Origin of the sequence: Moraxella sp. CTOTU47579 (genome assembly GCF_032004885.1) — a bacterium.
GTDB lineage: Bacteria > Pseudomonadota > Gammaproteobacteria > Pseudomonadales > Moraxellaceae > Faucicola > Faucicola tetraodonis.
The window spans coordinates 20517-43862 of the sequence record NZ_DALZOJ010000014.1 but is presented as its reverse complement, the minus strand read 5'-3'; the positions used below and the strand labels follow the sequence as shown (position 1 = coordinate 43862).

22 protein-coding genes are annotated in these 23346 nt (G+C 45.0%); 5 read left to right on the top strand and 17 right to left on the bottom strand.

Going from position 1 to position 23346, the window contains the following annotated elements; genetic code table 11:
* Positions 1 to 138 precede the first annotated feature (138 nt).
* From RTP55_RS09245 to RTP55_RS09195, 11 genes are all read right to left on the bottom strand, one after another.
* Positions 139 to 651: a DUF2726 domain-containing protein gene (locus RTP55_RS09245; protein WP_309591632.1), complete on the bottom strand. Its 513-nt coding sequence runs from the start codon at positions 649 to 651 to the stop codon at positions 139 to 141.
* Between the two features lie 165 nt (positions 652 to 816).
* Positions 817 to 2151, bottom strand: coding sequence for an SPOR and LysM peptidoglycan-binding domain-containing protein (locus RTP55_RS09240; RefSeq protein WP_312385715.1), 1335 nt, complete (start codon positions 2149 to 2151; stop codon positions 817 to 819).
* A gap of 162 nt (positions 2152 to 2313) precedes the next feature.
* Positions 2314 to 3663 (bottom strand): bifunctional tetrahydrofolate synthase/dihydrofolate synthase, encoded by a 1350-nt coding sequence (gene folC / locus RTP55_RS09235; RefSeq protein ID WP_312385713.1) that lies wholly within the window; start codon positions 3661 to 3663, stop codon positions 2314 to 2316.
* 24 nt (positions 3664 to 3687) lie between these two features.
* Positions 3688 to 4593 carry an acetyl-CoA carboxylase, carboxyltransferase subunit beta gene (gene accD / locus RTP55_RS09230; RefSeq protein ID WP_007116404.1) on the bottom strand — a complete coding sequence of 302 codons (906 nt, stop codon included), beginning with the start codon at positions 4591 to 4593 and terminating at the stop codon, positions 3688 to 3690.
* Positions 4594 to 4741: 148 nt separating this feature from the next.
* On the bottom strand, positions 4742 to 5563 hold the full coding sequence (gene trpA / locus RTP55_RS09225) for a tryptophan synthase subunit alpha (RefSeq protein WP_312385712.1): 822 nt from the start codon (positions 5561 to 5563) through the stop codon (positions 4742 to 4744).
* A 24-nt stretch (positions 5564 to 5587) separates the two neighbouring features.
* Positions 5588 to 6238, bottom strand: a complete 651-nt coding sequence (locus RTP55_RS09220) for a LysE family translocator (RefSeq protein WP_050323989.1) — start codon at positions 6236 to 6238, stop codon at positions 5588 to 5590.
* A gap of 3 nt (positions 6239 to 6241) precedes the next feature.
* Positions 6242 to 7468, bottom strand: a complete 1227-nt coding sequence (trpB, locus tag RTP55_RS09215) for a tryptophan synthase subunit beta (RefSeq protein WP_062334071.1) — start codon at positions 7466 to 7468, stop codon at positions 6242 to 6244.
* Positions 7469 to 7484: 16 nt separating this feature from the next.
* Positions 7485 to 8237 (bottom strand): SDR family NAD(P)-dependent oxidoreductase, encoded by a 753-nt coding sequence (locus RTP55_RS09210; protein WP_284034318.1) that lies wholly within the window; start codon positions 8235 to 8237, stop codon positions 7485 to 7487.
* A 94-nt stretch (positions 8238 to 8331) separates the two neighbouring features.
* Positions 8332 to 8976: a phosphoribosylanthranilate isomerase gene (locus tag RTP55_RS09205; protein WP_312385708.1), complete on the bottom strand. Its 645-nt coding sequence runs from the start codon at positions 8974 to 8976 to the stop codon at positions 8332 to 8334.
* Positions 8977 to 9105: 129 nt separating this feature from the next.
* A complete protein-coding gene (locus RTP55_RS09200; protein WP_312385706.1) occupies positions 9106 to 9528 on the bottom strand; it encodes a YgaP family membrane protein in 423 nt (140 codons plus the stop codon).
* A gap of 17 nt (positions 9529 to 9545) precedes the next feature.
* A complete protein-coding gene (locus RTP55_RS09195) occupies positions 9546 to 10427 on the bottom strand; it encodes an MBL fold metallo-hydrolase (protein WP_312385704.1) in 882 nt (293 codons plus the stop codon).
* A 257-nt stretch (positions 10428 to 10684) separates the two neighbouring features.
* On the opposite strand from RTP55_RS09195, the gene RTP55_RS09190 reads away from it, so the two are divergent.
* The 5 genes from RTP55_RS09190 to RTP55_RS09170 all read left to right on the top strand — a co-directional run bounded on the left by RTP55_RS09190 (position 10685) and on the right by RTP55_RS09170 (position 14397).
* Complete coding sequence (locus tag RTP55_RS09190) at positions 10685 to 11035, top strand: metalloregulator ArsR/SmtB family transcription factor (protein WP_409418434.1); 351 nt, start codon at positions 10685 to 10687, stop codon at positions 11033 to 11035.
* Between the two features lie 80 nt (positions 11036 to 11115).
* Positions 11116 to 12831 carry a SulP family inorganic anion transporter gene (locus RTP55_RS09185; RefSeq protein WP_312385702.1) on the top strand — a complete coding sequence of 572 codons (1716 nt, stop codon included), beginning with the start codon at positions 11116 to 11118 and terminating at the stop codon, positions 12829 to 12831.
* Positions 12832 to 12894: 63 nt separating this feature from the next.
* The gene (locus RTP55_RS09180; RefSeq protein WP_159374305.1) at positions 12895 to 13227 is read left to right on the top strand and encodes a protein tyrosine phosphatase family protein; all 333 of its coding nucleotides are present in this window, start codon (positions 12895 to 12897) and stop codon (positions 13225 to 13227) included.
* Positions 13228 to 13257: 30 nt separating this feature from the next.
* Positions 13258 to 13707, top strand: a complete 450-nt coding sequence (locus tag RTP55_RS09175; protein WP_312385717.1) for a YaiI/YqxD family protein — start codon at positions 13258 to 13260, stop codon at positions 13705 to 13707.
* 6 nt (positions 13708 to 13713) lie between these two features.
* Positions 13714 to 14397 (top strand): hypothetical protein, encoded by a 684-nt coding sequence (locus RTP55_RS09170; RefSeq protein WP_312385700.1) that lies wholly within the window; start codon positions 13714 to 13716, stop codon positions 14395 to 14397.
* A gap of 13 nt (positions 14398 to 14410) precedes the next feature.
* Here the strand turns inward: RTP55_RS09170 and RTP55_RS09165 are convergent, their stop codons facing one another.
* The 6 genes from RTP55_RS09165 to ahpF all read right to left on the bottom strand — a co-directional run bounded on the left by RTP55_RS09165 (position 14411) and on the right by ahpF (position 23010).
* Positions 14411 to 14887 (bottom strand): DMT family transporter, encoded by a 477-nt coding sequence (locus tag RTP55_RS09165; RefSeq protein WP_312385699.1) that lies wholly within the window; start codon positions 14885 to 14887, stop codon positions 14411 to 14413.
* Positions 14888 to 14917: 30 nt separating this feature from the next.
* Positions 14918 to 15883, bottom strand: a complete 966-nt coding sequence (epmA, locus tag RTP55_RS09160; RefSeq protein ID WP_203171530.1) for an EF-P lysine aminoacylase EpmA — start codon at positions 15881 to 15883, stop codon at positions 14918 to 14920.
* A gap of 107 nt (positions 15884 to 15990) precedes the next feature.
* Entirely contained in the window at positions 15991 to 17094 is a 1104-nt protein-coding gene (locus RTP55_RS09155) for a 4-phosphoerythronate dehydrogenase (protein ID WP_312385698.1), read from the bottom strand.
* A gap of 118 nt (positions 17095 to 17212) precedes the next feature.
* Complete coding sequence (locus RTP55_RS09150) at positions 17213 to 20161, bottom strand: hypothetical protein (protein WP_312385697.1); 2949 nt, start codon at positions 20159 to 20161, stop codon at positions 17213 to 17215.
* Between the two features lie 165 nt (positions 20162 to 20326).
* Positions 20327 to 21229, bottom strand: a complete 903-nt coding sequence (locus tag RTP55_RS09145) for a 3-hydroxyacyl-CoA dehydrogenase (RefSeq protein WP_312385696.1) — start codon at positions 21227 to 21229, stop codon at positions 20327 to 20329.
* A gap of 197 nt (positions 21230 to 21426) precedes the next feature.
* Complete coding sequence (gene ahpF, locus RTP55_RS09140; protein WP_159675962.1) at positions 21427 to 23010, bottom strand: alkyl hydroperoxide reductase subunit F; 1584 nt, start codon at positions 23008 to 23010, stop codon at positions 21427 to 21429.
* Positions 23011 to 23346 lie beyond the last annotated feature (336 nt).

The following is a 23346-nucleotide window of genomic DNA, read 5'->3' as shown; positions in this document are numbered from 1 at the left end:
GAGGGACTCGAACCCCCAACATTCGGTTTTGGAGACCGACGCTCTACCAATTGAACTAATCGCCTATGTTGAGTTTGAGTATTATAGCGAGTTTTTTTTTGAATGCAACACTTTCTACAGTTTTTTGCGATTTTAATCTTAACCTAGTATCGCTAAGATTTTGCGGCGTAAATGTGCAGCATCCGGCATGGCTTCCCCATCGATTCGTAATATCGAAATGCCTGCGCTCAACAGCGCTTTGTCTTTTTTTTCATCTTGCTGCTGACGGCGGCGAGTGTTGTGCGTCCAGTCGTCTAATTCAATTGCCAATAGTACGGTTTGCTTGTCTTGATCGACCAGCACATAGTCAACACTCATACGACAAATACGATTAAACCAAAAGCCTTGCTCAGTATCGTCATCGTCATTTGGCATAATAATACGCGATAGCTGTACTTGCCCAAAAATAATCAGCTCAGGTACCGCCTGCTGCAAGCGATTAAAAAATATTACTTCAGTCGGCGTCATGATTGGCATCGGCTCAAACGGCCATACTGCTAATTCATCTCCCCGAACGGGCTTAATAACCTCTTCATGGCTACTGCCACTACTGCGAAATGCAAACACTAACAGGATAAACAACACAAACGCTAACACTAAAAAAATTGTCACAATAACCACACACTTTTATCAACAGGATAACTACCTCAAGGCAACATTATTCCTCTATTGGGTGATTTTCACAAGCGCGTAAATAAATAATACGACACAAAATGTCGCATTATTTGGATAGTTTTGCATTGTTTGAATAATTTGGCTTTAAAACGTCAAATAGACTTACCAGTAAAGCACCCAGCCGCTATTGACATCCACACGGCTATCGTTATTAAGCTTGTCTTTGAGCGCCAAGGCAGCAACTTTGCCTTTTTCTGGACCTACGACGATACGTACCCCTTTACTCGTTTGGGTGGTTTTGACTTTATAGCCTGCCGCTTGTAATTTTTGGGTGATTTCATTGGCTTTTTTCTCGTCGGTTGCCAATGCAACTTGTACCCCAAACGTACCTTTAACATCCGTTTGTTTCACCGTCTGACGCGCCTGCCTTAAATTATCTTGTGCCGCTTGGAATGCTTGTTTTTTCTGGGCTTGTTGCTGAGCTTCTAATTTTTTCTGGGCGATTTCTTGTTGACGTTTTTGCTCTTTTAACTGCTCTTTTAACTGCGCTTCTTGCTTTTTGCGAGCGATTTCTTGCTGTTTTTGCTGCTCTTTTTGCGCGGCTTCTTGTTTTTTACGGGCGACTTCTTGCTGCTGCTGCAGTAGCGCCTGTTGCTTTTTTTGTTCAGCTTCTTGTTTTTTGCGGGCAATGTCATTTTGACGTTGTTGCTCTCGCGCTTGGGCTTGCTGGGTGATACGGTTGACTTGTGCCGCAGTCGGGATGGTGATAGTTTGCCCGACACGTAAGCTGCTGGTGGTGTTGAGATTATTGACGCTTGCCAATACGTCGACTGGCACATTGTAGCGACGTGATAACCCTATCAACCCATCGCCTGCCTTGACTTGATAGGTGCCAGGATTGCTAGGGGTGGCTTTTGCCGCGGGCTGCGGCTGTGCGACGGCGGGTGCTGTCACTGTGGGCGTTGGCGTAGCTGCTTGTACTTTAGTTTGCGCAGCGCTTTGGCTCTGTGCAGTATTTTGTGCGCTATTGGGTACTGCAGCTTGCGTTTGTGGTGGCGCGGCGACCGTGTCAACGGGTCGGGGCTTTACCACAGGTTGGGTAATCGCGGTCACTGAGCTGGCAACCACCGAATTGGTATTGGCGGCATTTTTGTTGGCATACAGTTGATTTTCAGCACGGCTACGCGCTAAAGCTTTGGCTTCAATCCGCTGTTGCTCGGTCATGTATTGCTGGGCTTGTTGTTCTTGCGCAGCGACTCGTTGCTCCCGTTCTTTTTGTTTTTGTGCCAGCAAATTTTTTTCGGTTGCGACATCCGCAGTGAGTGGCTCGTTGCTGATTGCCGATTGTTTATCTGTCGTGGGTTTAGCGATAACTTGTTGGCTATTGGCTGCAGGTTTGGCAGGCGCGTTTAAGACTTGGTGCATAGTGGCATATAACAACACGCTACCGCCTAACAATACCGTTGTACCCAATAATGCTTGCTTAGAAAATTTCATGCCAATTACCCTAGTTTATGTGTCTTGATAAATGATTTTTTCAACCTATAAAAATCAATGAATTTTGACTAATCATAGCAAAATTCGCGTGAGCAGTTTTTACCATTGTTGAGATATTAACTGAAAATTTTGAAAAGTAAAATCATTTGACGCACAAATTCGTTATTCACTCAGTGATTGGCTGGTCAGTACACCGCTGATGGTATAAAAAGAACCACACACCAAAATCAGGTCATTATCTTGGCTTCGGTCAATCACCGATTGGGTCGCTAAACTCAAATCCTCAAAAACACATACAGAATTAAAATAGCGCGGTAACAGCTCAGTTAAGCGCTCTTGGCTACTCGCTCTAGGGTGAGATATAACGCCGCTGTGAACACTGTCAATCGGCATCACCGTCTGGGAGAATTGCTGTAGCTGCGTGAGCACGGGCTCGATGTCTTTATCAGCGAGCATGGATATCACCAAATGCAATTTGGCGGTTGGATGCTGGCGTTGGTAAGCATGTACATACGGCGTGAACTGCTTGAGCAAAAACTGCATCCCATGGTCATTGTGGGCAACATCAAATACCCATTGGCGAGCTGACATGCGTCTGCTGTCAAAACGCCCTGCCAATTTTACCTTCGGTAACGCAGCTTGAATGTGGTCTTGGGTTATGGTCAATGGGCTGGCTAGGAGGGCGGTGATAGCCGTTGCGGTATTGTGCAAAGACAAATTGGGGATAGGCAACGATAAAGTCACCGCGCTATTGCTATATTGCCATGTCGCTCCACCCTTAGTATGGCGGTAGCCGTAATCTTTGCCATACTGTAGCAAATGGGCATGGTGCTGTGCAATCAAGGGCGCGATGGTTGATGGCATATCAGTTTCGCCGTACACTAATGTCAGGTTATCACGCAAAATACCGGCTTTTTCTACGGCTATTTTTTCACGGGTGTCGCCGAGCCATTCGACATGGTCGATACCCACATTGGTAATGACCGCAAGGTTTGGATCGATGACATTGACGACATCGAGGCGACCGCCTAACCCCACTTCCAATACCCAGACATCACAGTGGTTTTGGGCAAAAATCAAAAAAGCGGCAAGCGTCGTCATTTCAAAAAATGACAGCGTCAAGCCACAATCAAACCTCGCCTGCTCGATTTTGGTAAACGCATCAATCAAAGTTTGGTCATCGACCATTTTTCCATTGATTCTGACACGCTCGTTAAACACCAGTAAATGCGGCGATTGATACAAAGCGGTTTTATAGCCTGCTTGTTGACAAATCTCGGCAATAGTGGCGGTGGTTGAACCTTTGCCATTGGTGCCTGCCACGGTAAACACAAAGGCATCGGTTTGCTTTATACCCAATGCTTGAAATACGGGTATCACCCGCTCAAGCCCCATATCAATCGCAGACACATGGATGCCTTGCATGTAGTTTAGCCACTCGGTTAACGAGCTTGAAACGCTAGGCGGCAATGGGGATGATGAGAGTGCGGGTGGTAAGCTTGACTGTTGCATGGATAAAACCGTGATAATAATGAATTAGTGAGCCTGACGAAAATAGGTCATTTTTTTGAGTAAGCGATGAATCGTTTCTTTCATTTGCAGACGATGGACGACTTGATCGACCACACCATGCTCTACCAAAAACTCAGCGCGCTGGAAAGGCTCACCCAGCACTTCGCGAACGGTTTGTTCAATCACCCGTTTGCCCGCAAAACCAATCATGGCTTTGGGCTCCGCCAAATGGATATCGCCTAACATCGCAAGTGACGCCGTTACACCGCCATACACAGGATTGGTCAGTACCACAATATAAGGAATATTGGCGTGTTTGAGTTTTTCAATCGCTGCGGCAGTACGCGCCATCTGCATGAGTGATAACAAGCCCTCTTGCATACGGGCGCCACCCGATGCGGCAAAACACACCAGCGGGATTTGTTCTTTGAGCGCCGTCTCGGCAGCGAGCACGAATCGATCGCCTACCACAGAGCCCATTGAGCCACCCATAAAAGCAAAATCAAACGCACAGGCAACTACGGGTAGCCGCTGGAGTTTGCCTTTCATGACGATAAGTGCTTCGGTTTCGCCCGTCTTGGCTTGCGCTTCGCTCATCCGTGTTGGGTAAGGTTTGCTATCGACAAAGTCTAAGGGATTGCCTGCTTGGTACTGCTGACCCAGCTCGTCATCCACTTGGTCAAAAAACCAGTTCAGACGCGTGCGGGCGGTCATGCTAAGATGTTCGTCACACGATGGGCATACGTAATTATTAAAAATCAGCACTGTATTGGTGATGATTGAATTACAGTTGGGACATTGAGTCGATGGTTCGGTCTCAACCGCCGTCAGTATTTGCTTGGCACGCGGCTTGATGGTGGGTAATGGGCGTTTTAACCAAGTTTCTTCCAATGTCTGTCCCATCGGTTGAGGCTTCATATCAGTGCTCATAATAAGTCCCTATTAACAGTGCAATTTAAGAGTGCTATTGAATAGTAGTTGTTTGAGTGTACAAGTACAAACTCATTTTATAATGCGTATGCTAACTGATTTTAGCAATAAATGAAATGATTAACCTCAAGTACCTCAAACCATTCTATCACTCAAGACTATCAATCGCTTCTCTTAGCTCATCCATTTTATCTAAGATGGCTTTTTTGGCATGGGCAATTTTCTGTTCATCATTGCCCACATCCGCAAAGTTTTTCACTAGCTCACTACCGACAATCACACCATCCGCATATTGTCCGACTGCTTTTGCCGATGCACCATCACGAATACCAAAACCAACACACACAGGTAAAGCAGTTTGTGCTTTAATCGCTTGGACGTGCTCGCCCACATCTTGGGCATCCAATGCTTTTGAGCCTGTTACGCCTTTGACCGATACATAATAGATAAAACCTCCGCCATGTTTTAACACTTGCTCGCGGCGTTCTGGCAAGGTGGTTGGCGCAAGTAAAAAGATTTCGTTCATTGCGGAATTGGCGAGTTTTTGGGTAAAATCGCCCGCTTCTTGTGGCGGTAAATCGACCATCAAAACACCGTCAATCCCTGCATCTTGACAAAGGCTGATAAACTTGTCATAACCGATGATTTCAATCGGATTCAGATAGCCCATGACTAGCACTGGCGTGGTGGTGTTGGTTTTACGAAACGCTTTTACCATCTCAATCGCTTGGCGGGTACTGGTGCCACCTGCCATTGCGCGCTCGCCTGCGAGTGCGATAGTTTCACCGTCTGCCATCGGGTCGGAAAATGGCAAGCCAACTTCGATGACGTCTGCGCCGTGGTCAACGAGTTCATGCAGTAAGCTGACGGTAACACTTGGGTTTGGGTCGCCTGCCATCACATAAGGAATTAAAGCTTTTTTGTTTTGCTCTCGTAACGTGTTAAATGTGGTTTCAATTCGGGTTGTCATAAATATACTCTCAACAAATTTTATTTAGTGATGGCTAATTATTTTTGTACCAAGATATAGTTTGCATGCGGTCATCACACTGGCATATACAGCCACGCACGTCAAAACCAGTCCAGATAATTTATTGATAACATTTGCCAATTTATTACTTTTGATTTTGGAAAACATTACGGCATATATACTTAAAATCCCATAGTCAAGCAGCATCCAAATCCCAACCAGTAACGCTATACTTAAGACTTTATCATTGCTAATCGCAAAAAATAGCGGAAAAAATGCGATAAAAAACAAAATATCTTTGGGGTTTGAAATGCCAACAATAAACCCATCTTTAAAATGGTGTTTACTCTCCTGCCTTGGCAAGGCAGCCACTTGTTCTAAATTAACGCGGTCTTTTAAAATATTGATAGCAAAATATAGCACATACAAAGAACCAAACAACGTCAGCCACAGTAGCGCTTGTTCGCTGATGGCAAATATGCCTTGAATCACCGCAAACGATGCGCCAATCAAAATGAGTGATGCGCTATTGGTACCAGCAATGGTGGCAATACCTGCTTTGATACCATGTTTGACGCTGGTGTTAGCGACCATCACCGTGACAGGTCCAGGCGTTCCTAAAAATAAAATGATGGCTGAAACATAGGCAATAACTATCGTAAAATTAATCTGCATCAATCAAATCTCAATCCCATCATGTTTCATGACCGTGTGCAAATCCTTATCCCCACGCCCCGACAGATTGACAATAATCGACTGATCTTTTGACATGGTTTTGGCAAGTTTCAACGCATACGCAATGGCGTGCGAGCTTTCTAGTGCAGGAATAATCCCTTCTTTTTGGGTACATTCACGAAAGCCAACCATCGCTTCTTCATCGGTACAAGGTACATACTGCACACGGTCGATATCTTTTAAGAAACTATGCTCAGGACCCACACCAGGATAATCCAGCCCTGCTGAAATCGAATGGGTACCCAAAATCTGCCCATCATCATCCGCCATCAAATACGTACGGTTGCCGTGTAATACGCCCACTCGACCGACGGTAAGTGGTGCAGCATGGTTGCCTGTCTCGACCCCATCGCCGCCGGCTTCGATACCATACATTTTAACGTCTTTATCATTTAAAAAGTCATAAAACAGTCCGATGGCATTACTACCACCACCGACACAAGCGACCAGCGCATCGGGCAGTTTGCCTGTTTTTTGGTAGTGTTGTAGTTTGGCTTCTTTGCCGATAATGGCTTGAAAATCACGTACCAGCATGGGGTATGGGTGCGGACCTGCGACAGTGCCAATGACATAATAAGTGCTATCGACATTGGTGACCCAGTCACGCATGGCTTCGTTCATGGCGTCTTTGAGCGTGCGAGTACCCGAGGTGACAGGTACGACTGTCGCCCCAAGCAAGCGCATACGATACACGTTCATGGCTTGGCGTTCGACATCATCTGCGCCCATATACACCACGCACTCTAAGCCCAGACGCGCCGCGATGGTGGCAGTTGCTACGCCATGTTGCCCTGCGCCTGTCTCGGCAATGATGCGTTTTTTGCCGACCATTTTGGCAAGCAAGGCTTGACCGATGGTGTTGTTGACTTTGTGAGCGCCTGTGTGGTTTAAGTCTTCACGTTTAAGATAAATTTGCGCGCCGCCAATGTCGTCACTTAGGCGCTTGGCATGATAAAGTGGCGTTGGTCTGCCAACGTAATTGACCAAGTCGTCTTGAAAGGCTTTCCAAAATTCGGGGTCAGCTTTGGCAGTGTTATAGATATGCTCAAGTTGTTCCAGTGCTGCCATCAGGGTTTCAGAGACAAAGCGTCCCCCATGAATGCCAAAATGTCCGCTGGCATCTGGGTATTGATTGAAGTCTTTTACTTCAGTTGGGTTTTGAATGTTCATTATTTTCTCTCTAATTTTATAAATCTTTAACGACTTTTAAGCCTGCAAAGGTCTGTGCGGTAGGCATGACTTCAATACGGTTGATATTGACGTGTTTGGGCTGTTCAATCAGCCATGCCACCATATTGGCGATATCCTGTGGGGTGACATATTGCACGCTGTCATAAACTTGGGCGGCTTTGGCGTCATCGCCGTGAAAACGAATATTGCTAAACTCCGTGCCACCGCATAGTCCTGGCTCGATATTACTGACACGGATATTTTTACCGACCAAATCGGCACGCAAGTTTAGGCTAAACTGGGTCACAAAAGCTTTGGTCGCGCCATACACATTACCACCAAAATACGGATAACTGCCTGCAGTTGAGCTTAAATTAATAATGTAGCCGTCATTGTTGGCGACCATGAGAGGTAAAATTTCATGGGTTAAATGAATCAAGCCTAGAATATTAGTATTGACCATTTGTTGCCAATCGGCAAAGTCTGTTTTATCCGCGGGTTCAAGTCCCAGTGCCAATCCTGCGTTATTGACCAGTACGTCGATGTTGGTAAGCAAATCATTTGGCAAAGTTTGTAGCGCGGTTTTGGTGGCAGGCAAGTCCGATACGTCAAAGTTTAGCGGGATAAAGTTGTCGCCCAATTGTGTCTGTAGTTCGTCCAGTTTTTCTTGGCGTCTACCAGTGCCGATGACGGTATGACCTTTTGAGATGAGTAATTCGGCAATCGCTTTGCCAAATCCTGCGGTTACGCCTGTGACCAAGATATTCATAGTAATTCGTCCATCATAAATTCTTACGTTCTATTATACTAGTACGTTAGTATATACCAATTTATTTGAAAAGCAATCTTTATCCTTACAGGATTTATTTGCGAGTTTGTTCAATAAATTTTTGCATTTTCGCCAAACTTTTAACGCCTTTTGCTGACTCAATCCCGCCACTGACATCCACGCCATAGACATTGGTTTTGGCAATCGCCTCGCCGACATTATCTGCAGTGAGTCCCCCCGCCAAAATAATCGGTAAAGGTGAGTTTTTAGGGATTTTATCCCAATCAAAACTATCGCCCGTTCCGCCAAATTTATCGGGATGATAGGCGTCAAGTAGCACGCTACACGCGCCAAAGTCTTTAAGTTCTTGGATTTGGGTGACAATCGTCTCCGTGGTGTCATCATGGCTGATACGTAATGCCTTTATCCAGCGTTTATTGATTCTATCCGCCATCAGCTTGCATTCTTGCGGCGATTCATCACCATGAAACTGCACGATATCAAACGGCACGTGATGCGATAGATAAACCAATTCTTGCTCGGGCATATTGACCACCAATGCCACCACCGTGGTAAACGCAGGCACCGCTTTAGCAAGCTCACAGGCTTGCTCGGCGGTCACTGCTCGCGGGCTTGGCTCATAAAATACCAAACCCACCGCATCCACGCCAAGATTGACCGCATTTGTAATATCTTCAAGTTGGGTAAAGCCACAAAATTTGACCGCTGTATTTTTCATTGAGTTGTGTTTGTCTTGAAAATGATAAAAGCTAGTATAACGAAAAAAGGCACCCAAACGGATGCCTTTTCTCAGTCTTTTATTAGGCTATAACGAATGTCACATTCGCTTAAATTAAAGCCGCCTAGATTAAGCCTCTTTTTTTTCTGATTGTTCTGACTTTTCCGCCTTGTCTGCATGGTCAGCTTTCTTGGCGTCTACAAGTTCTTCTATTTTTTCCTGAGCAGTCTCTTTAAGCGTGGCTGCTTTTTCTTGAACTGTTTCTTTTAAGGTTTCAGCTGTTTGCATGACACTGTCAATCACGGTGCTTTTGTCATCAGCGCTAGCTTTCGCATGGTCTTTGGATCGCGCTTTAGCGTGCTTTTTGCTATCTGCTGCTGATTTGGCGGTGTTGATGCCAAGCTTGCTATAACAAGGACAATGACCTGTCGCACCCGATACTAAGGGTATTAAGCCAAGCATTTTCATCTTTTTGCTTTTCGCTGATTTTAGTAAAGCTAGACCTGCCACAACACGCACGACTCGTTCTTTGTTTCCCACGTTGGTTTTCATTTATTATTTTCCTTATTTTATGATAATTGATTTAAGGGAATTTTAAGGTAGTGAACGCCATTGTCTTCTGGTTTTGGCAATTCACCTGCATTGATGTTAACTTGTACCGATGGCAAAATCAAACGTGGCATTGCAAGTGTTTTGTCACGTTGGTTACGCATTCGTACAAATTCTGCTTTAGGTGTGCCTTGTTTGACATGAATGTTGCGTAATTTTTGCTCACCGACATAAACCGTTGCGATATGCTCACGCCCGCCCTTGGGTGGGTAATCATGGCAAAGATACAGCAGGGTATCATCGGGCAAGGCTAATAAACGCTGAATCGAATCATACAAATCCTCGGCACTACCATGAGGAAAGTCACAGCGTGCAGAGCCGACATCAGGGGCAAAAATAGTATCACCGACGAATACCGCGATTTTTTCAGTGCCTGCGCTTTTATCCGTCACTTTATATGCCATATCGGCTGGGGTATGACCCGGTACATGCATGGCTATAATGCTCAAATCACCCAGTGTTAGCTCGCTGCCTTCCTCAGTCAAAATATCAAATTGACTGGCATCGGTGGCTAGGTCGTCAAAGTTAAAAATGGTTTTAAAGGTTTTTTGCACCTTATCGATATATTTACCCATCACTATTTTACCGCCTAATTGCGCTTTGATATAAGGCGCCGACGATAAATGATCGGCATGGGCGTGGGTTTCGATGATATAGTCCAAGGTCAACCCTTGTGATTTGACAAACCCAATAACGTTATTGGCATTGTCATAGCTAATTTTGCCGGCTGCAGGGTCAAAATCCAATACTGGGTCGATGATGGCACAGTGTTTGCTAGCTTCATCAACTAGAACGTGGGTAAAAGTTTCAGTGTCGTTGTCTAAAAAAGAATGAATGTTCATAAGTTTTCCTGTTATCTAAAAACGCTTTTGGCATATCTTTATGGCAATTTCAACTGAAAAAACACTTTATACTTTTGTATAATAGCCGCATTGCAAGGCGTTGCTCAATTCATTATATTATTTTATAATATGTTTTTCAATATATTGTATTGGCACAAACGTTTATTTATTTTAAAATTATGTGATAAGTTTGATGGTAGCAGCACTTAGTATCAGGCATTGCGTATCAGCCATCAAAACACCTTGGGGGAAAAGTCATGTCTGAAATTGCCGAACCGCAGCCCGATGCGCCTGTATCGATGGATGCAACCATGCTCCATCAAATGCACGCTGCTGCAGGAAAAGCCAGCCATTTGTTAAAGTCGTTATCTCATCCTGACCGCTTGATGCTGCTGTGTCAATTAACACAAGGTGAGCATTGTGTGAGCCAGCTTGAAGAGAAAGTGGGACTGGGTCAACCAAGTCTGTCGCAGCAATTGGGGATTTTGCGTAAAGATGGTTTGGTCAACACCCGCCGCGAGGGCAAACAAATCTATTATTCAGTCGCCAGTGAGGATGCCTTAGCAATCCTCAATGTACTGTATGATCGCTTTTGTCAGACAAAATAATTAAGTCTAAAGCTATAACCAGCCTGCCAATTTATCGGACGCTAATTTATTGGAATAACCACTGTATCGGGATAACCACCTTGCCATTACATGCAGCCAACTTGCGATGTTTACCCCACTGGGTAACGCACTATAACAAGGCAAATCTCAGTCAAGATTTGTTGGCGGGTATTATCGTGGGTATTTTGGTGATTCCGCAAAGTTTGGGTTATGCCATGCTGTCAGGGTTGCCCCCTGTATATGGCTTATACTCAGCGATTGTGCCGGTACTGGTGTATGCGTGGATTGGCGCAAGCTCGGTCAATGCCGTCGGTCCTGTGGCGATTACGGCGATTATGACCGCACAAGCGCTGCAGCCCTATAACGAGTTGCCGCCCATGCATTACGCTATTATGGCGTCGTTTTTGGCGCTGATAACAGGGGCACTATTGTGGCTAGCAAGCGTGTTTCGGCTCGGCTGGATTACCCAGTTTATTAGCCGTGGCGTGACGGCAGGGTTTATTAGTGGCGCGGCAATTTTGATTTTGGTCGGGCAAATCAAATATGTGACGGGTATCGCGATCAGTGGCAATTCACTGCTAGAGAATGTTGAAACTTTTCTGTTTCATCGCCGTGAGTTGCACGTGCCCACCTTGATGGTTGGCATTGCGGCATTCACCGTACTAATTATCAACCGCTATTATCTTAAAACTTGGCTCAAGCCTTTATTATCTGCCAAAGTCATTGAGGTCATCACGCGTATGTTACCCCTTGGGGTACTGGCAATCGGCATTATCGCCAGTCAAGTTGGCAACTTTGCCGCTATCGGTATTCGCACGGTGGCGGATGTACCCAGTGGTTTGCCGCATTTTGTGCTGCCGTTTTATCAGATTTCGCCCGTTGAACTCATCAATTTATTACCTGCAGCAGGATTGATGGCGCTGATTGCGTTTGTCTCTAGCAACTCGGTTGCCAGCTCATTTGCCCGACAACGCCATGAAGCTTACGATGCCAATTTGGAACTCAAAGGGTTGGGTTTTGCCAATATCGCAGGGGCGTTTTTTCAGTCGTTTACCATTGTCGGTGGCTTCTCACGCACCGCGGTAAATGTCGATGCGGGCGCGCAAAGTCCCCTTGCCAGTATGTTATCGGTACTGGTGATGGCATTGGCGCTGCTGTTTTTTAGCCAGACTTTAGAGCCACTCCCCTATGCTATATTGGGCGCTACGATCATGTCAGTGATTATCAGCCTGATTGATGTACAAACGCTCAAGCAAGCGCTGCGCTATGACAAACTCGATGCGCTAGCATTTGGCGTGGCACTCACCGGTGTGTTATTGTTTGGGCTAAATATTGGCTTGGTGCTGGGGCTGTTTGCCTCATTTGCAGGCTTGATTTGGCAAACCAGCCACCCGCATATGGCGATTGTGGGTCAAATTGGTGATACCGGGCATTTTCGTAATGTTGCACGCCATCCAGTGACCCAGTTTGATGATTTGTTGATCATTCGTATTGATGAAAGCCTGTTTTATGGTAATGCCCAGTCCGTACTACAGTTTATTGAGCAAGCGATTGCCAGTCATTCACAGGCTAAAAATCTGGTACTGATGTTGTCGGCAGTCAATCATATCGATTTGACGGCACAAGATATGCTCATCAATTTGAACCAAAATTTGGCGGCTCAAGCTATCGCCCTACATTTTTCGGAAGTCAAAGGGCCTGTGATGGATGTGATTGAAAAAACCGATGTGATTCAAAAATTAACCGGCAAGGTATTTTTAAGTACGCAACAAGCCGTTAAACAATTAACCCAATAAATATACTTGTCGTAGTCAGTAAAAACATGAATAATCAACGCTAACTTTATAAGGAAACACAACATGCCAAAAAATACTGTTTTTTATGGTCAAATTGAGCCACAGCAAGTTGACAAAATCGGCGCGCAGGGCTTTAAAACCATTATCAATAACCGCCCCGATGGCGAAGAACCCAACCAACCGCTGCAAACAGATATCGCTACTAAAGCACAGCAAGCAGGGCTCGCCTATCATTATCTACCGGTCGTTGGTGGTCAATTAACCCGTGAGCAAGTTGAGCAGTTTGCCGAGATTTTTAATCAAGCAGAAAAACCCGTGTTTATGTTCTGCCGTTCGGGCAACCGCTCAAACGTGTTATTCCAGTCTGCCAAACAGCTTGATTTGCTAGATGACTAATCCTTTTTAGTGAAAGCCATGACAGCAAAAATTACTCTGTGGATAGACGCTGACGCAATTCCCAATATTGCCAAGCAAATCATCATCAAAGCCGCGGAGCGCACGCAGACGACCACGATTTTTGTCGCCAATCGCGGCATTGCTTTGCCGCGTTTGCCAGTTTTGCAAATGACAGTGGTCGAAGGCGGTTTTGATAAAGCGGATGACTATATCGCAGCGCACTGTGTGGCGGGTGATGTGGTCATCACCAGCGATATCCCACTTGCCAATGACTGCATTGAAAAAGGCGCCAAGGTAGTCACGTCTCGCGGTTTTGTGTATGACAAAGACAACATCAAGCAAAAGCTTAATATGCGCGATTTTATGGATACCATGCGTAGTACAGGCGTACTTGAGCCTAGTCAACAAGGTGGACAAGCGCCCTATAGCAACAAAGACAAACAAGCCTTTGCCAATATTTTGAATGCTTGGATTCGCTAGTTGATTATGCTAAACCCTATTAGTGCTATTAAGTTATTGTATCAACTGGAAAATCACTCCGAACCGCTGGGTGTCAGTCAGGCGATGATTGAACAAAATGAGCAGGCCTTGGGCGTTCAATTACCTGCAGGTTTGTATCATTATTTATTGGCTTTAGGCAATATTGCTAGTCTCAATAGTGGCTTTAATCACCTTGGCTTATTGCCGTTAGAACGCTTGGGCGACCATCTCGTCATTGGCAAAACCTGCGATGATGATGCCGTTTGGGGCATTCATATAGATGCCCTAAGCCCAAAAAAGCAGCATAACCCGATGGTGCAAATGAGCCGCAATTTTGATGCGATTGAACAAAGCGAAATTCATTGGTTTGATGAATTACCGTTAGCGGAGTTCTTACTGGCACAAGCGATTATTAATGGCGTCAATGGGGGATTAAAACACCATGCCCAAATTTATGATTTTGATGGGATCACAATCCCACAGAATTTGGCACAAAAACTACAAAGTTTAGCCAGCGAAATCACCGAACTGCGGCAGCCGCATGAGCGCTATTTTCAAGCAGAGGATTTCGGTGTGGTGATGTTATTGAGTATAGATGAGTCTATTCCCAATGCCTTTATGATTGCTTCGCAAGATGAACACAAATTCAATGACTACATCCATCAATTAGCAATTGGATTTGAACATTGACCTAAAAATAGCCTTATGACGACTTAGCAAACCATTTTTGTCCAAACATAAAAAATGATACGCCCACCAGCATCAATACAATCCCCAAAAATTTACTCCAATGTAGGGTTTTCACAGGCATACCAAATAAACCCAAACTATCCACCACCATGCCCATGACCAGCTGACCTAAAATAAACAAAAACACCGTATTGGTAACACCGATTTTTGGCGCTAAAAAAATCGACGCAAAGACAAAAAACGCGCCCAGCGCACCGCCAAGCCATTTCCACCAGTCACTGATTTGCATGTCTGATAGACCCGATTGCACCGCTTGCCAATCGACAAATAGCAAAGACACCAATAATAATAGTGCGCCAACCGTAAACGATACGAATGCGGCCATTAGCGGTTGACCACCAAACATTGCGCCCAATCTAGTATTAATCGCTGCTTGAATCGGGATGCCCAAGCCTGCCACCAGCCCCAAAAATAAATGCCAAAGTTTCATATCAATTCCTATTTTTTGAGTTCACTGCTGTTAGGCGTGAGGGGTGGGTAAAGCGATGACATCGCGGATATGGGTTTTGCCCGTTTTAATCATCAGCAGTCGATCGATGCCAAGCGCAATGCCACTACAAGCTGGCAGGGCATCACAAGCTGCCAGCAGGTTCTCATCAATTGGCATCACAGGTAGCCCGCGTTTTTTACGCGCCACATTATCTTCATCAAAGCGCAGACGCAGCGCCTGTCCGTCAGCCAGCTCATCATACGCGTTGGCGATTTCAAGACCATTGATATACAGCTCAAAGCGTCTCGCCACCCGATTGCCATCTTTGTCTGTGACTGTCTTGGCGAGGGCGGCAGTGGCGACAGGATAATCGTAGATGAGTGTCGGTAGCGCTTTTCCCAAATTAGGTTCCACCAAATGACTAAATAATAAATCTAACCAGCCTTGGTGATCCTCCCCCAAATCAATGTTAAGATCATTATCTTTGGCGATGGCTTTGAGGGTATCGCAACTGGCATTGAAGGGATGAATTTTGACAAAATCCATAAAGGCATCCACATAGCGATAATGGTCAAAAATCACCGGATAGCCGAGTACCGCGGACACCAAATCATTGGTTTCTTTTGCCAGTTCATCCAAACTAAAATTGGGACGGTACCATTCGAGCATGGTAAATTCAATGTTGTGGCGGCTGCCAATTTCGTTGTCGCGAAACACGGGGCAAATTTGGTACATCGGTACTTGCCAAGCTGCCAATAGACGCTTCATGGCAAATTCGGGTGAGGTGTGCAGATAATAGGTTGTTGGATGGTCGGCCACAGTGACATTGCTAGAGACGGATTGCAAAAATATATCGGTATTGCCCGCCTGTGACATCACTGGGGTTTGCACTTCTAGCACCTGTCGCTCGGCAAAAAATTGGCGAATGGTGGCGTACATCGCAGCACGGGCTTGGGCGGTTTGTAGGGTGCAAGTAGGTTGATAAGTGGTTGACATAGCAGTTTGGATAGGTGGATTTGCGACAATATTAGCAGACCCAAAAAAAATAGCTAGTATTTTCCCATACTTGCTATTTTTGCTTTATCTCACGGTGAATATTTTTATCAAATTTTAAACACGTATGATTGCCATTCACGGCGCAGCGGGTAATTTTTACGCAGGTTATCAAAGTCTTTGCCTTCAATATCACCGTTTGCATTTGCCACACTACGTAAACGCTTGTCATCGGCTTTGATATCATACATCACAGGAATTTTATTGAGCAGTTGGTGGCGCTCGTGGTCTTTGAGTGGGTTATGCACTTTTTGAAACAGCGGCACTTCAGCTGGCATCAAGGTATGAAAATCAACGGTTGGGGCAACCTGTAAATATTTGCATAAGGCATTGTAGACAAACTGTGTGCCCCTAAGTTTGCCTTCTAGGGTATAACCTGCGATATGCGGGGTGACGATACTACAGGCTTTGAGCAGCTCTGCATCGATATTGGGCTCGTGTTCAAACACATCGAGCACACACACATTCGGGCTTGCAACAATATCATCACGACCGAGCACTTCACCGCGCGAGGTATTGATGATAATGGCAGTGTCGGATACGGTTTGCCAGCGTGCTTGGGTCATCAGATAGTCGTGATGGGTGGGATATGAGCTGTTGTGCGCATGCGTCAGCGGTACGTGAAAGCTAATCACATTGCTTTCTTGCAGCACAGTTTCAAGTTTGGCGTTGTTCACCACCGACGGTGGTTTGAGTGGGTCATAGCCCAGCACATTCCAGCCATAGGAAATCGCATATTGCGCTAGCGTATTACCGATATTGCCCACCCCAATAATGCCAAGGTTGATGGGTTTGAATAAATAATCAGGGCGCAAATTGGCAATCGCTGCCACCACATATTGTGCAACCGAATGCTTACTACAGCCAGCGGCATGGGCAAAAATGATACCGCGCTTGGCGAGGTACTCCACATCGACATGGTCGATGCCGATGGTGGCACTACCGACAAATTTGACGCTTTTATTGTTGTCTAATAACAGCTTGTTGACAGGCGTGACGGAACGTACCAGCAAAATATCAGGCTGATACTCATCTATCACAGCCGCGTCAATCTCACGCCCTGCCATCGCAATCAATTCGATGGGTCGCCCTAAAGTGTGTTCATTAAAAAAATCGCTTAAATGAGCAATATTGCCATCAGCAATAATTTTCATATTGTATCCCTATCTTTCTTTTTGTTGTCATAATCCAACTTACAGACCGTTAGCATAACAAATTTTTATGACCTTTTGATGTGTATGCTGACTTTTTTCAAATAAAAATTGGGCAAATTTATCGCATTATTTTGACCAGTATCACCAAGATGATCAAAACAAGCATCCCACCGAGAGCAATCACCAGGAGTTTTTTATCTTTTGCTGTATCTTTGGTGGATAATTGGGTTTGTAAGCGCAGCTTGTCATTCATGAGTTGCTGCGTCAATTCATTGGATAGTGAGGCTGGTGGCGGCGCTTTTGGTGTCTGGGCTACCTGTGATGTTGACTCTATCGATGGCTGTAAAGTTGGCTTCACATCAGCAAGTTTTTGCCCAGTCGTTTGTTGAATAGTGGCTTGTTGAATAGTCGCTTGTTGCATACTGCCCTGTTGCTTAGCAGTAGCTGACATGGGGTTTTCTAGCTTGTCTGACAACACGATAGCTGAACTTTGTTGTCGGCTAGGTGCTCGATTGGATGCTCGATTGGGTTTAAATTTTGGCCATAGCCGCTTTTGGGTTGCGGCATCGGTGCTATCCTGTGCGTATTTTTGCTGCCAGTGGATATAGGGAAGTAAATCATAATCTTGCCCAAATTGCTCATAAGCCAAGCTTAGCCAGTAATGATAATAGGCTTTATCCCATAATTGGCTAGGCAATACCATAATTTCGCCCTGCTCGGCTTTATTTTGGTAAGCAGTAGTATGAATGATAATGGGCACTATGCTGTTTGATAACATGCCATTGGGCAAATGACGCCGCCAAATCCAACTGGTAGTTATCCGATAGTTTGTCGCTGCGATACTGGCTGGATAAGCCAAATTAAACACCCTAGATGTGTCGTCTTGGTAATGTAATTGATAAAACGCCACGTCCGGTGCAGCATTTGTCGGCTGATTGACTGTGCCAATCGCATCCATTAATTGACTTGCCTTGGCTTGCAAGTCTTCTACCCTTGCTTGCCCGCTTGGATCAAACAAAATGTCGGCACAACTAATCCGATGGTTGGTAAAAGGCGTGTCGCGTTCTTCTTCTGACATAGGCTGGGTTAACGCCACATCAGATTTTATCACAACACCCCACACCACTTTGCCATAGCGATATAAATTCTCAGTCGCTTCTACTTGCCGATACAGTTCATCTTTAATCAATTTATCACTGACGTATACCTGCAAATAGCTTTGTTCGTGGTGGCTGGCTTGCAAAATATGTTTGGCCAAATCAAACCTGAGCCAATCAATGCTGCTATAGTCAAAATCTGCAATATTCACATTGGTTTGATTATCAAGTACCGGCAATAGCGCAAAATCAAAATGCGTCACTAGCTGCGCGTTTTGTTGCTGGATACGCTGGTCTTTGGGCGGTAATACCCAGCTATCAAGTTGATTGACATAGGCATCTTGCCACAGCGTTTTAACCGCGGTATTTTGTGTTGAAGGTGTGCTTAGCAGTGCTTGGTAAAAGTGCGTGGTTAACGCGGTTATCTGTTCCGAGGTAAGCGCTGTTTGTGCGCCGTTTTGATGACTGACTAACGGATAAATTTTTAGACTGTGCCAATCATTCGCGGACTGATACGGCAACACAAGCTGCAACTGTAAGCGAGGGTTTTCATACACCCATATCTCAATCACGATCCCTTCAGTGCGCCCCATCGGCAAATTGGTATAGCTATCAAAACAGCCAACGATTATGGTGGCTAATTGTGGATTTTGATGCAGCGTTTGGTAGAGGCTATCAATCAGCGTGTCTGTATCTGTTTCTATGTTTGTGTTTTTGTCTATGTCTGTATCTAAATCCGTATCACTAAGTGATAACAGCGCAATATTTGATGGATTAAATGCGGTTAATTCACCCCCTGTATTGTCGCTGCTATGGGCTTGATACACACAAGGTAAAATCGGCTCACCTTGTGATAGCCTTGATAGCACAGACGCCACCAACGCACCCGCCGCCTGCATGGCTGACGTCCAAGGCGCTGGCAAGTCAGCGGTAGCGCTCACAGCGTCTTGATAAGGATAAACCGCTAGGTGACCTGCATTTTGCCGCTGCACAATATCCGCAAACTCAGCAGCGGTGGTCGGAAAATTGCTAGCAAGTCCAAATAAGCGATTGGTCACTACCAGCATCGGCGTGCGATAGCAGTCCTCAAACAGCAGCACAAAACTATGCTCAATGCATTCAGCAAACGCCTCGCCCAAGCTGTCATACATCTGCGCAAAAGATACCCAGCGCACGGGCGCATTTGCCAAGCGACTGCTGGTCACGCCAATATAAAACCCCAGCAAATAGCAAAATGCTTGACGTGAGGCATCTTGCAAAAAGTCCAGATAATCCGCTTGCGTAAACCCAAACGCCTGCTGGATAGCCGATAATGCCTCATCAATTTGCACCAAACTATCACGGCTATAATCAAAATTCACTGCTGCCAAATAGGTAGAAAATGCGATAGCGTCGTCTTGTAGTTTGCCTGTTTTCACTTTTGCCAAGTAGCCCTGACACACTGCCTCAGGCGATTGCAATAAGTTGACTTGCGATTGCTGATAGAGGGTCTGCGTCATCTGGGCAATAAACTGTGGCAACACATCTTTACCCTGCAGCAAATCTGGTAATAGCTTAAGCGGTTGGCAATAGACTTTGTGCCCGATACGCGCCGTGAGTGACGCGTAAAAATTGGCAGGTAACTGTGACTGGGCGGGGTACTTATTTTGCCGTGCCAGTTGTGCTGACATCCTGTCATAGTCATACCAAGCAATCGCTTGCCCGGTGGTTTTGGCTAAATAGTCTGCAATATAAGCGGCGAGCGCTACTATAAGTGCTTGCCCGCTTTGGTGTGCCAATAATTGTGGCAATTGAATGTGGCGTTTTGCCATTGCTGCAAAAAACCGACTGAGTTGTTGTAGGCTGTTGGCTGAATAATCAAAGTCAATCTTTTGCAAGTTTTCCCAAAACAGTATCTCAAACGGCGGTGTCTGCTTGGTCTGCAAATAATATAATAAGGTGTTGACTTGTTGGGCGGTGGTCGGCTTCATCGGGGATTTTTGGCAACAATTTTTTATCATTTTGGGGTAAATTGTTGGCTTTGGCAAGTGCTAGCCGTGGGTGCTGCCGCAATAAAAAAACCAAGCCCATGTTAGGTCAATAGGCTTTTGTCATCTACTGACTTTTAAATACTGACTTTTAAACTTTTTTGAGGTTTATTTTAAAAAATCAGGGTCTTTATAAGCCGGGTTTGGATAATCATAAAAACCCTTCCCCACTTCAAACCCTGTGCGACCTTTATCGATCAGTTCGGTTTGCAGTTTTTGGATAAACCGCTCGGCAGTTTTTGAGCCTGTTTTGGCTTTTTGCTGGCTGATATTAACAATGGTATTAACCCCTACGATATCCATCATGGCAAACGGTCCCATCGGTGCGCCTGTGCCAATCATCCAGGTTTTATCGACGGTCTGGGGATCGGCAATGTCATTGGCATACAAGTGCATACCGGCATTTAAAAAAGGCACTAATAGGGTATTTAAGATATAGCCAGGCTGTTCTTTATTGAGGGGTAACACCACCATGCCGATGGCTTTGGCATAAGCAACAATGCTGTCAAATACTGCCGGGTCAGTATGCGCTGAGCCCATGACTTCTGCGGTGTTGTTCACCCAGATACGGTTGGCAAAGTGTAACGCCAAAAATTTATCAGGACGACCTGTGGCTTCGACCATTTGGCTAGGAATCAACGTTGAGCTGTTACTGGCAAAAATCGTGTCACTTGGGGCTACACTTGCCAGGGCCTTATAAAATTCATTTTTGATATCAAGGATTTCTGGTAAGGCTTCAATCACCAAATCAGCCTGTGCCACCGCTTCGCCTAAGTCAGTCACATAGCGAATCGCATCGGTGATTACTTGGGCTTGTGCTGGGCTTTTGTCATAGAATTTGGCATAGATGGGCATGAGTTTTACGATGCGCCCTTTCACCTTTTCGGGTTCTTTATCAAAGATTGTGACGTTAAAGCCAAAAAAGGCATTTTGCATGGCGATTTGAGAACCCAGTACGCCGCCGCCCGCTACCGTCACCTGCTTGATGGATGACGTATTTGCTGTTGTCATGATTTATTCCTTTAAATCGCTATGATAGTTTGCAAGTTATTGTAGCGGATTTTGGCTGGTATGCCTACCTCACCAATATAGACTGACAAGGCAACACCATATTGCCCGCCAAAAAAAGTTACTCGCCAAAAAAAATTAGCCGCCAAAAAAAAAGCCAAACTATGACGTTTGGCTTTTTTTGAAAAATAATTAAAAAATTATTGCAACATGAGGTATTCAAACGCACTGAGTGCCGCTTTACTACCTTCGCCCATCGCAATATTAATTTGCTTAAATGGCACGGTAGTGACATCACCACAGGCAAAAATTCCGGGTTTGTTGGTTTGGCATTTCTCATTGATTTCAATTTCACCAAATTTGGTCACCTGTACCAAATCTTTGACCACTTCCGAGTTTGGCACCAGTCCGATTTGCACAAAGATAGCAGATAATGGCAATTCTTTGTTTTCACCGGTGGTACGGTCTTGATAAATCAGCGAACTGACTTTACCATCAGTTGCTTTAACCTCTTGGCTCGCTACACTTGTCATGATATCGATATTATCGCGCTCTTTGGCTTTATTAATCAATACTTGGTCTGCTTTGAGCGTGTCAGCAAATTCTAACACCGTCACGTGTTTGACAATGCCTGCTAGGTCAATTGCCGCTTCAATCCCTGAGTTACCGCCGCCCACAACTGCCACGTCCTTACCTTTAAAGAACGGACCATCACAGTGCGGACAGTATGCGACGCCGCTACCGATATTTTCATCTTCACCTTTGATGTTAAGCTTACGCCATTTTGCCCCCGTCGCTACGATAATCGCACGAGTGCTAAAACTTTCACCGGTATTGAGCGTAATTTGGTAGGTTAGCTTATCCTCGCCTTGCTCATTTATTTGTGCAGAATTTTCGGTGATGGATGTCACGCTTACCATTTCTTTGACCGTGATACTATAAGCGGTAATATGTTTGACAAAATTGGCAGATAATTCATTACCATTGGTCAATGGGATTGAAATCAAGTTTTCGATATCTTGGGTATCTTTCACTTGCCCACCGATACGATCAGCCACCATGGTCACTTTTAAGCCTTTACGTGCCACATAAATGGCTGCCGCCACACCCGCAGGTCCGCCACCGATGATGGTCACATCTTGCTGCTCAAGCTGTTCGGCTGCTGCGGCACCACTCATCAAATCTGGATATTGCTGTTGCAGTTTCTCAATGAGTTTGGCAGTGTCAATTTTACCATTGGCAAAAGGTTTGCCATTTAAATATACCGCAGGTACGCCTTGGATATTGCGCTCGTTAATCATGTCTTGGAACACACCACCATCAATCATTTCATTGCTGATGTTGTCATTGAGTAACGCAAATTGGTTTAGCGCTTGCACCACGTCTGGACAGTTGTGGCAAGACAACGAGACGAAAGTTTCAAATTTTAGCGGTTGTTTAATCGCCTTAATGATATTTTGAATACCTGGGTCAAGTTTGAGCTCACTGCCACCTGATTGTAAAATAGCCAAAATCAATGAGGTAAACTCGTGACCACCTGGAATACCACTAAAAATGATACCCGTATCTTTGTCTTGGCTACGGATTTTAAAACTCATCGGTGATAGATTGGCATCGAATTGTTGACTCAAACTAATCTTATCAGTAGTGCCTGCAATTTGGGTCAAAAAATCCACCAGTTCAGCGCGCTGTTCATGTTCACCCTCACCCAACACAAACTCAATCGGGCGAGTCATACGTTCGCTATAACTTTTTACTGCATCTAATAAACCTTGATCTAACATAGTATTTTCCTTCTAGTCATTGGGTAAGTCATTGTGTTAACCTTATTATTGTGATTTTTGTGGGCTTTGACAATCTAAGAAAGCTGATAGCTATGTTTTAAAAAACAAAACGTTTATTATTTTATATAACAAAATATTAATACATAAATTACTTAAGTGCATTGATAGTGTGGCTTTTTCCCCTCACCAATTGTTACCGATTAGCGTATAGTCAACCCTACAATTTTTCGTTACAATGCTAATAAGACAAATGCAATAAACAAACTCAATCAAATTTGTCTTATGTATTGACCCCTTTGCATTATTTTTCACATACAACCAAAAAAAGGAAAGGAC

What these genes read in the sequence shown, in the direction of transcription:
- RTP55_RS09240 (WP_312385715.1), bottom strand. Translation starts at nt 2,151, where the DNA reads ATGAAATTTTCTAAGCAAGCATTATTGGGTACAACGGTATTGTTAGGC.
- folC (WP_312385713.1), bottom strand. Translation starts at nt 3,663, where the DNA reads ATGCAACAGTCAAGCTTACCACCCGCACTCTCATCATCCCCATTGCCG.
- accD (WP_007116404.1), bottom strand. Translation starts at nt 4,593, where the DNA reads ATGAGCACTGATATGAAGCCTCAACCGATGGGACAGACATTGGAAGAA.
- trpA (WP_312385712.1), bottom strand. Translation starts at nt 5,563, where the DNA reads ATGACAACCCGAATTGAAACCACATTTAACACGTTACGAGAGCAAAAC.
- RTP55_RS09220 (WP_050323989.1), bottom strand. Translation starts at nt 6,238, where the DNA reads ATGCAGATTAATTTTACGATAGTTATTGCCTATGTTTCAGCCATCATT.
- trpB (WP_062334071.1), bottom strand. Translation starts at nt 7,468, where the DNA reads ATGAACATTCAAAACCCAACTGAAGTAAAAGACTTCAATCAATACCCA.
- RTP55_RS09210 (WP_284034318.1), bottom strand. Translation starts at nt 8,237, where the DNA reads ATGAATATCTTGGTCACAGGCGTAACCGCAGGATTTGGCAAAGCGATT.
- RTP55_RS09205 (WP_312385708.1), bottom strand. Translation starts at nt 8,976, where the DNA reads ATGAAAAATACAGCGGTCAAATTTTGTGGCTTTACCCAACTTGAAGAT.
- RTP55_RS09200 (WP_312385706.1), bottom strand. Translation starts at nt 9,528, where the DNA reads ATGAAAACCAACGTGGGAAACAAAGAACGAGTCGTGCGTGTTGTGGCA.
- RTP55_RS09195 (WP_312385704.1), bottom strand. Translation starts at nt 10,427, where the DNA reads ATGAACATTCATTCTTTTTTAGACAACGACACTGAAACTTTTACCCAC.
- RTP55_RS09190 (WP_409418434.1), top strand. Translation starts at nt 10,685, where the DNA reads ATGTCTGAAATTGCCGAACCGCAGCCCGATGCGCCTGTATCGATGGAT.
- RTP55_RS09180 (WP_159374305.1), top strand. Translation starts at nt 12,895, where the DNA reads ATGCCAAAAAATACTGTTTTTTATGGTCAAATTGAGCCACAGCAAGTT.
- RTP55_RS09170 (WP_312385700.1), top strand. Translation starts at nt 13,714, where the DNA reads ATGCTAAACCCTATTAGTGCTATTAAGTTATTGTATCAACTGGAAAAT.
- RTP55_RS09165 (WP_312385699.1), bottom strand. Translation starts at nt 14,887, where the DNA reads ATGAAACTTTGGCATTTATTTTTGGGGCTGGTGGCAGGCTTGGGCATC.
- epmA (WP_203171530.1), bottom strand. Translation starts at nt 15,883, where the DNA reads ATGTCAACCACTTATCAACCTACTTGCACCCTACAAACCGCCCAAGCC.
- RTP55_RS09155 (WP_312385698.1), bottom strand. Translation starts at nt 17,094, where the DNA reads ATGAAAATTATTGCTGATGGCAATATTGCTCATTTAAGCGATTTTTTT.
- RTP55_RS09150 (WP_312385697.1), bottom strand. Translation starts at nt 20,161, where the DNA reads ATGAAGCCGACCACCGCCCAACAAGTCAACACCTTATTATATTATTTG.
- RTP55_RS09145 (WP_312385696.1), bottom strand. Translation starts at nt 21,229, where the DNA reads ATGACAACAGCAAATACGTCATCCATCAAGCAGGTGACGGTAGCGGGC.
- ahpF (WP_159675962.1), bottom strand. Translation starts at nt 23,010, where the DNA reads ATGTTAGATCAAGGTTTATTAGATGCAGTAAAAAGTTATAGCGAACGT.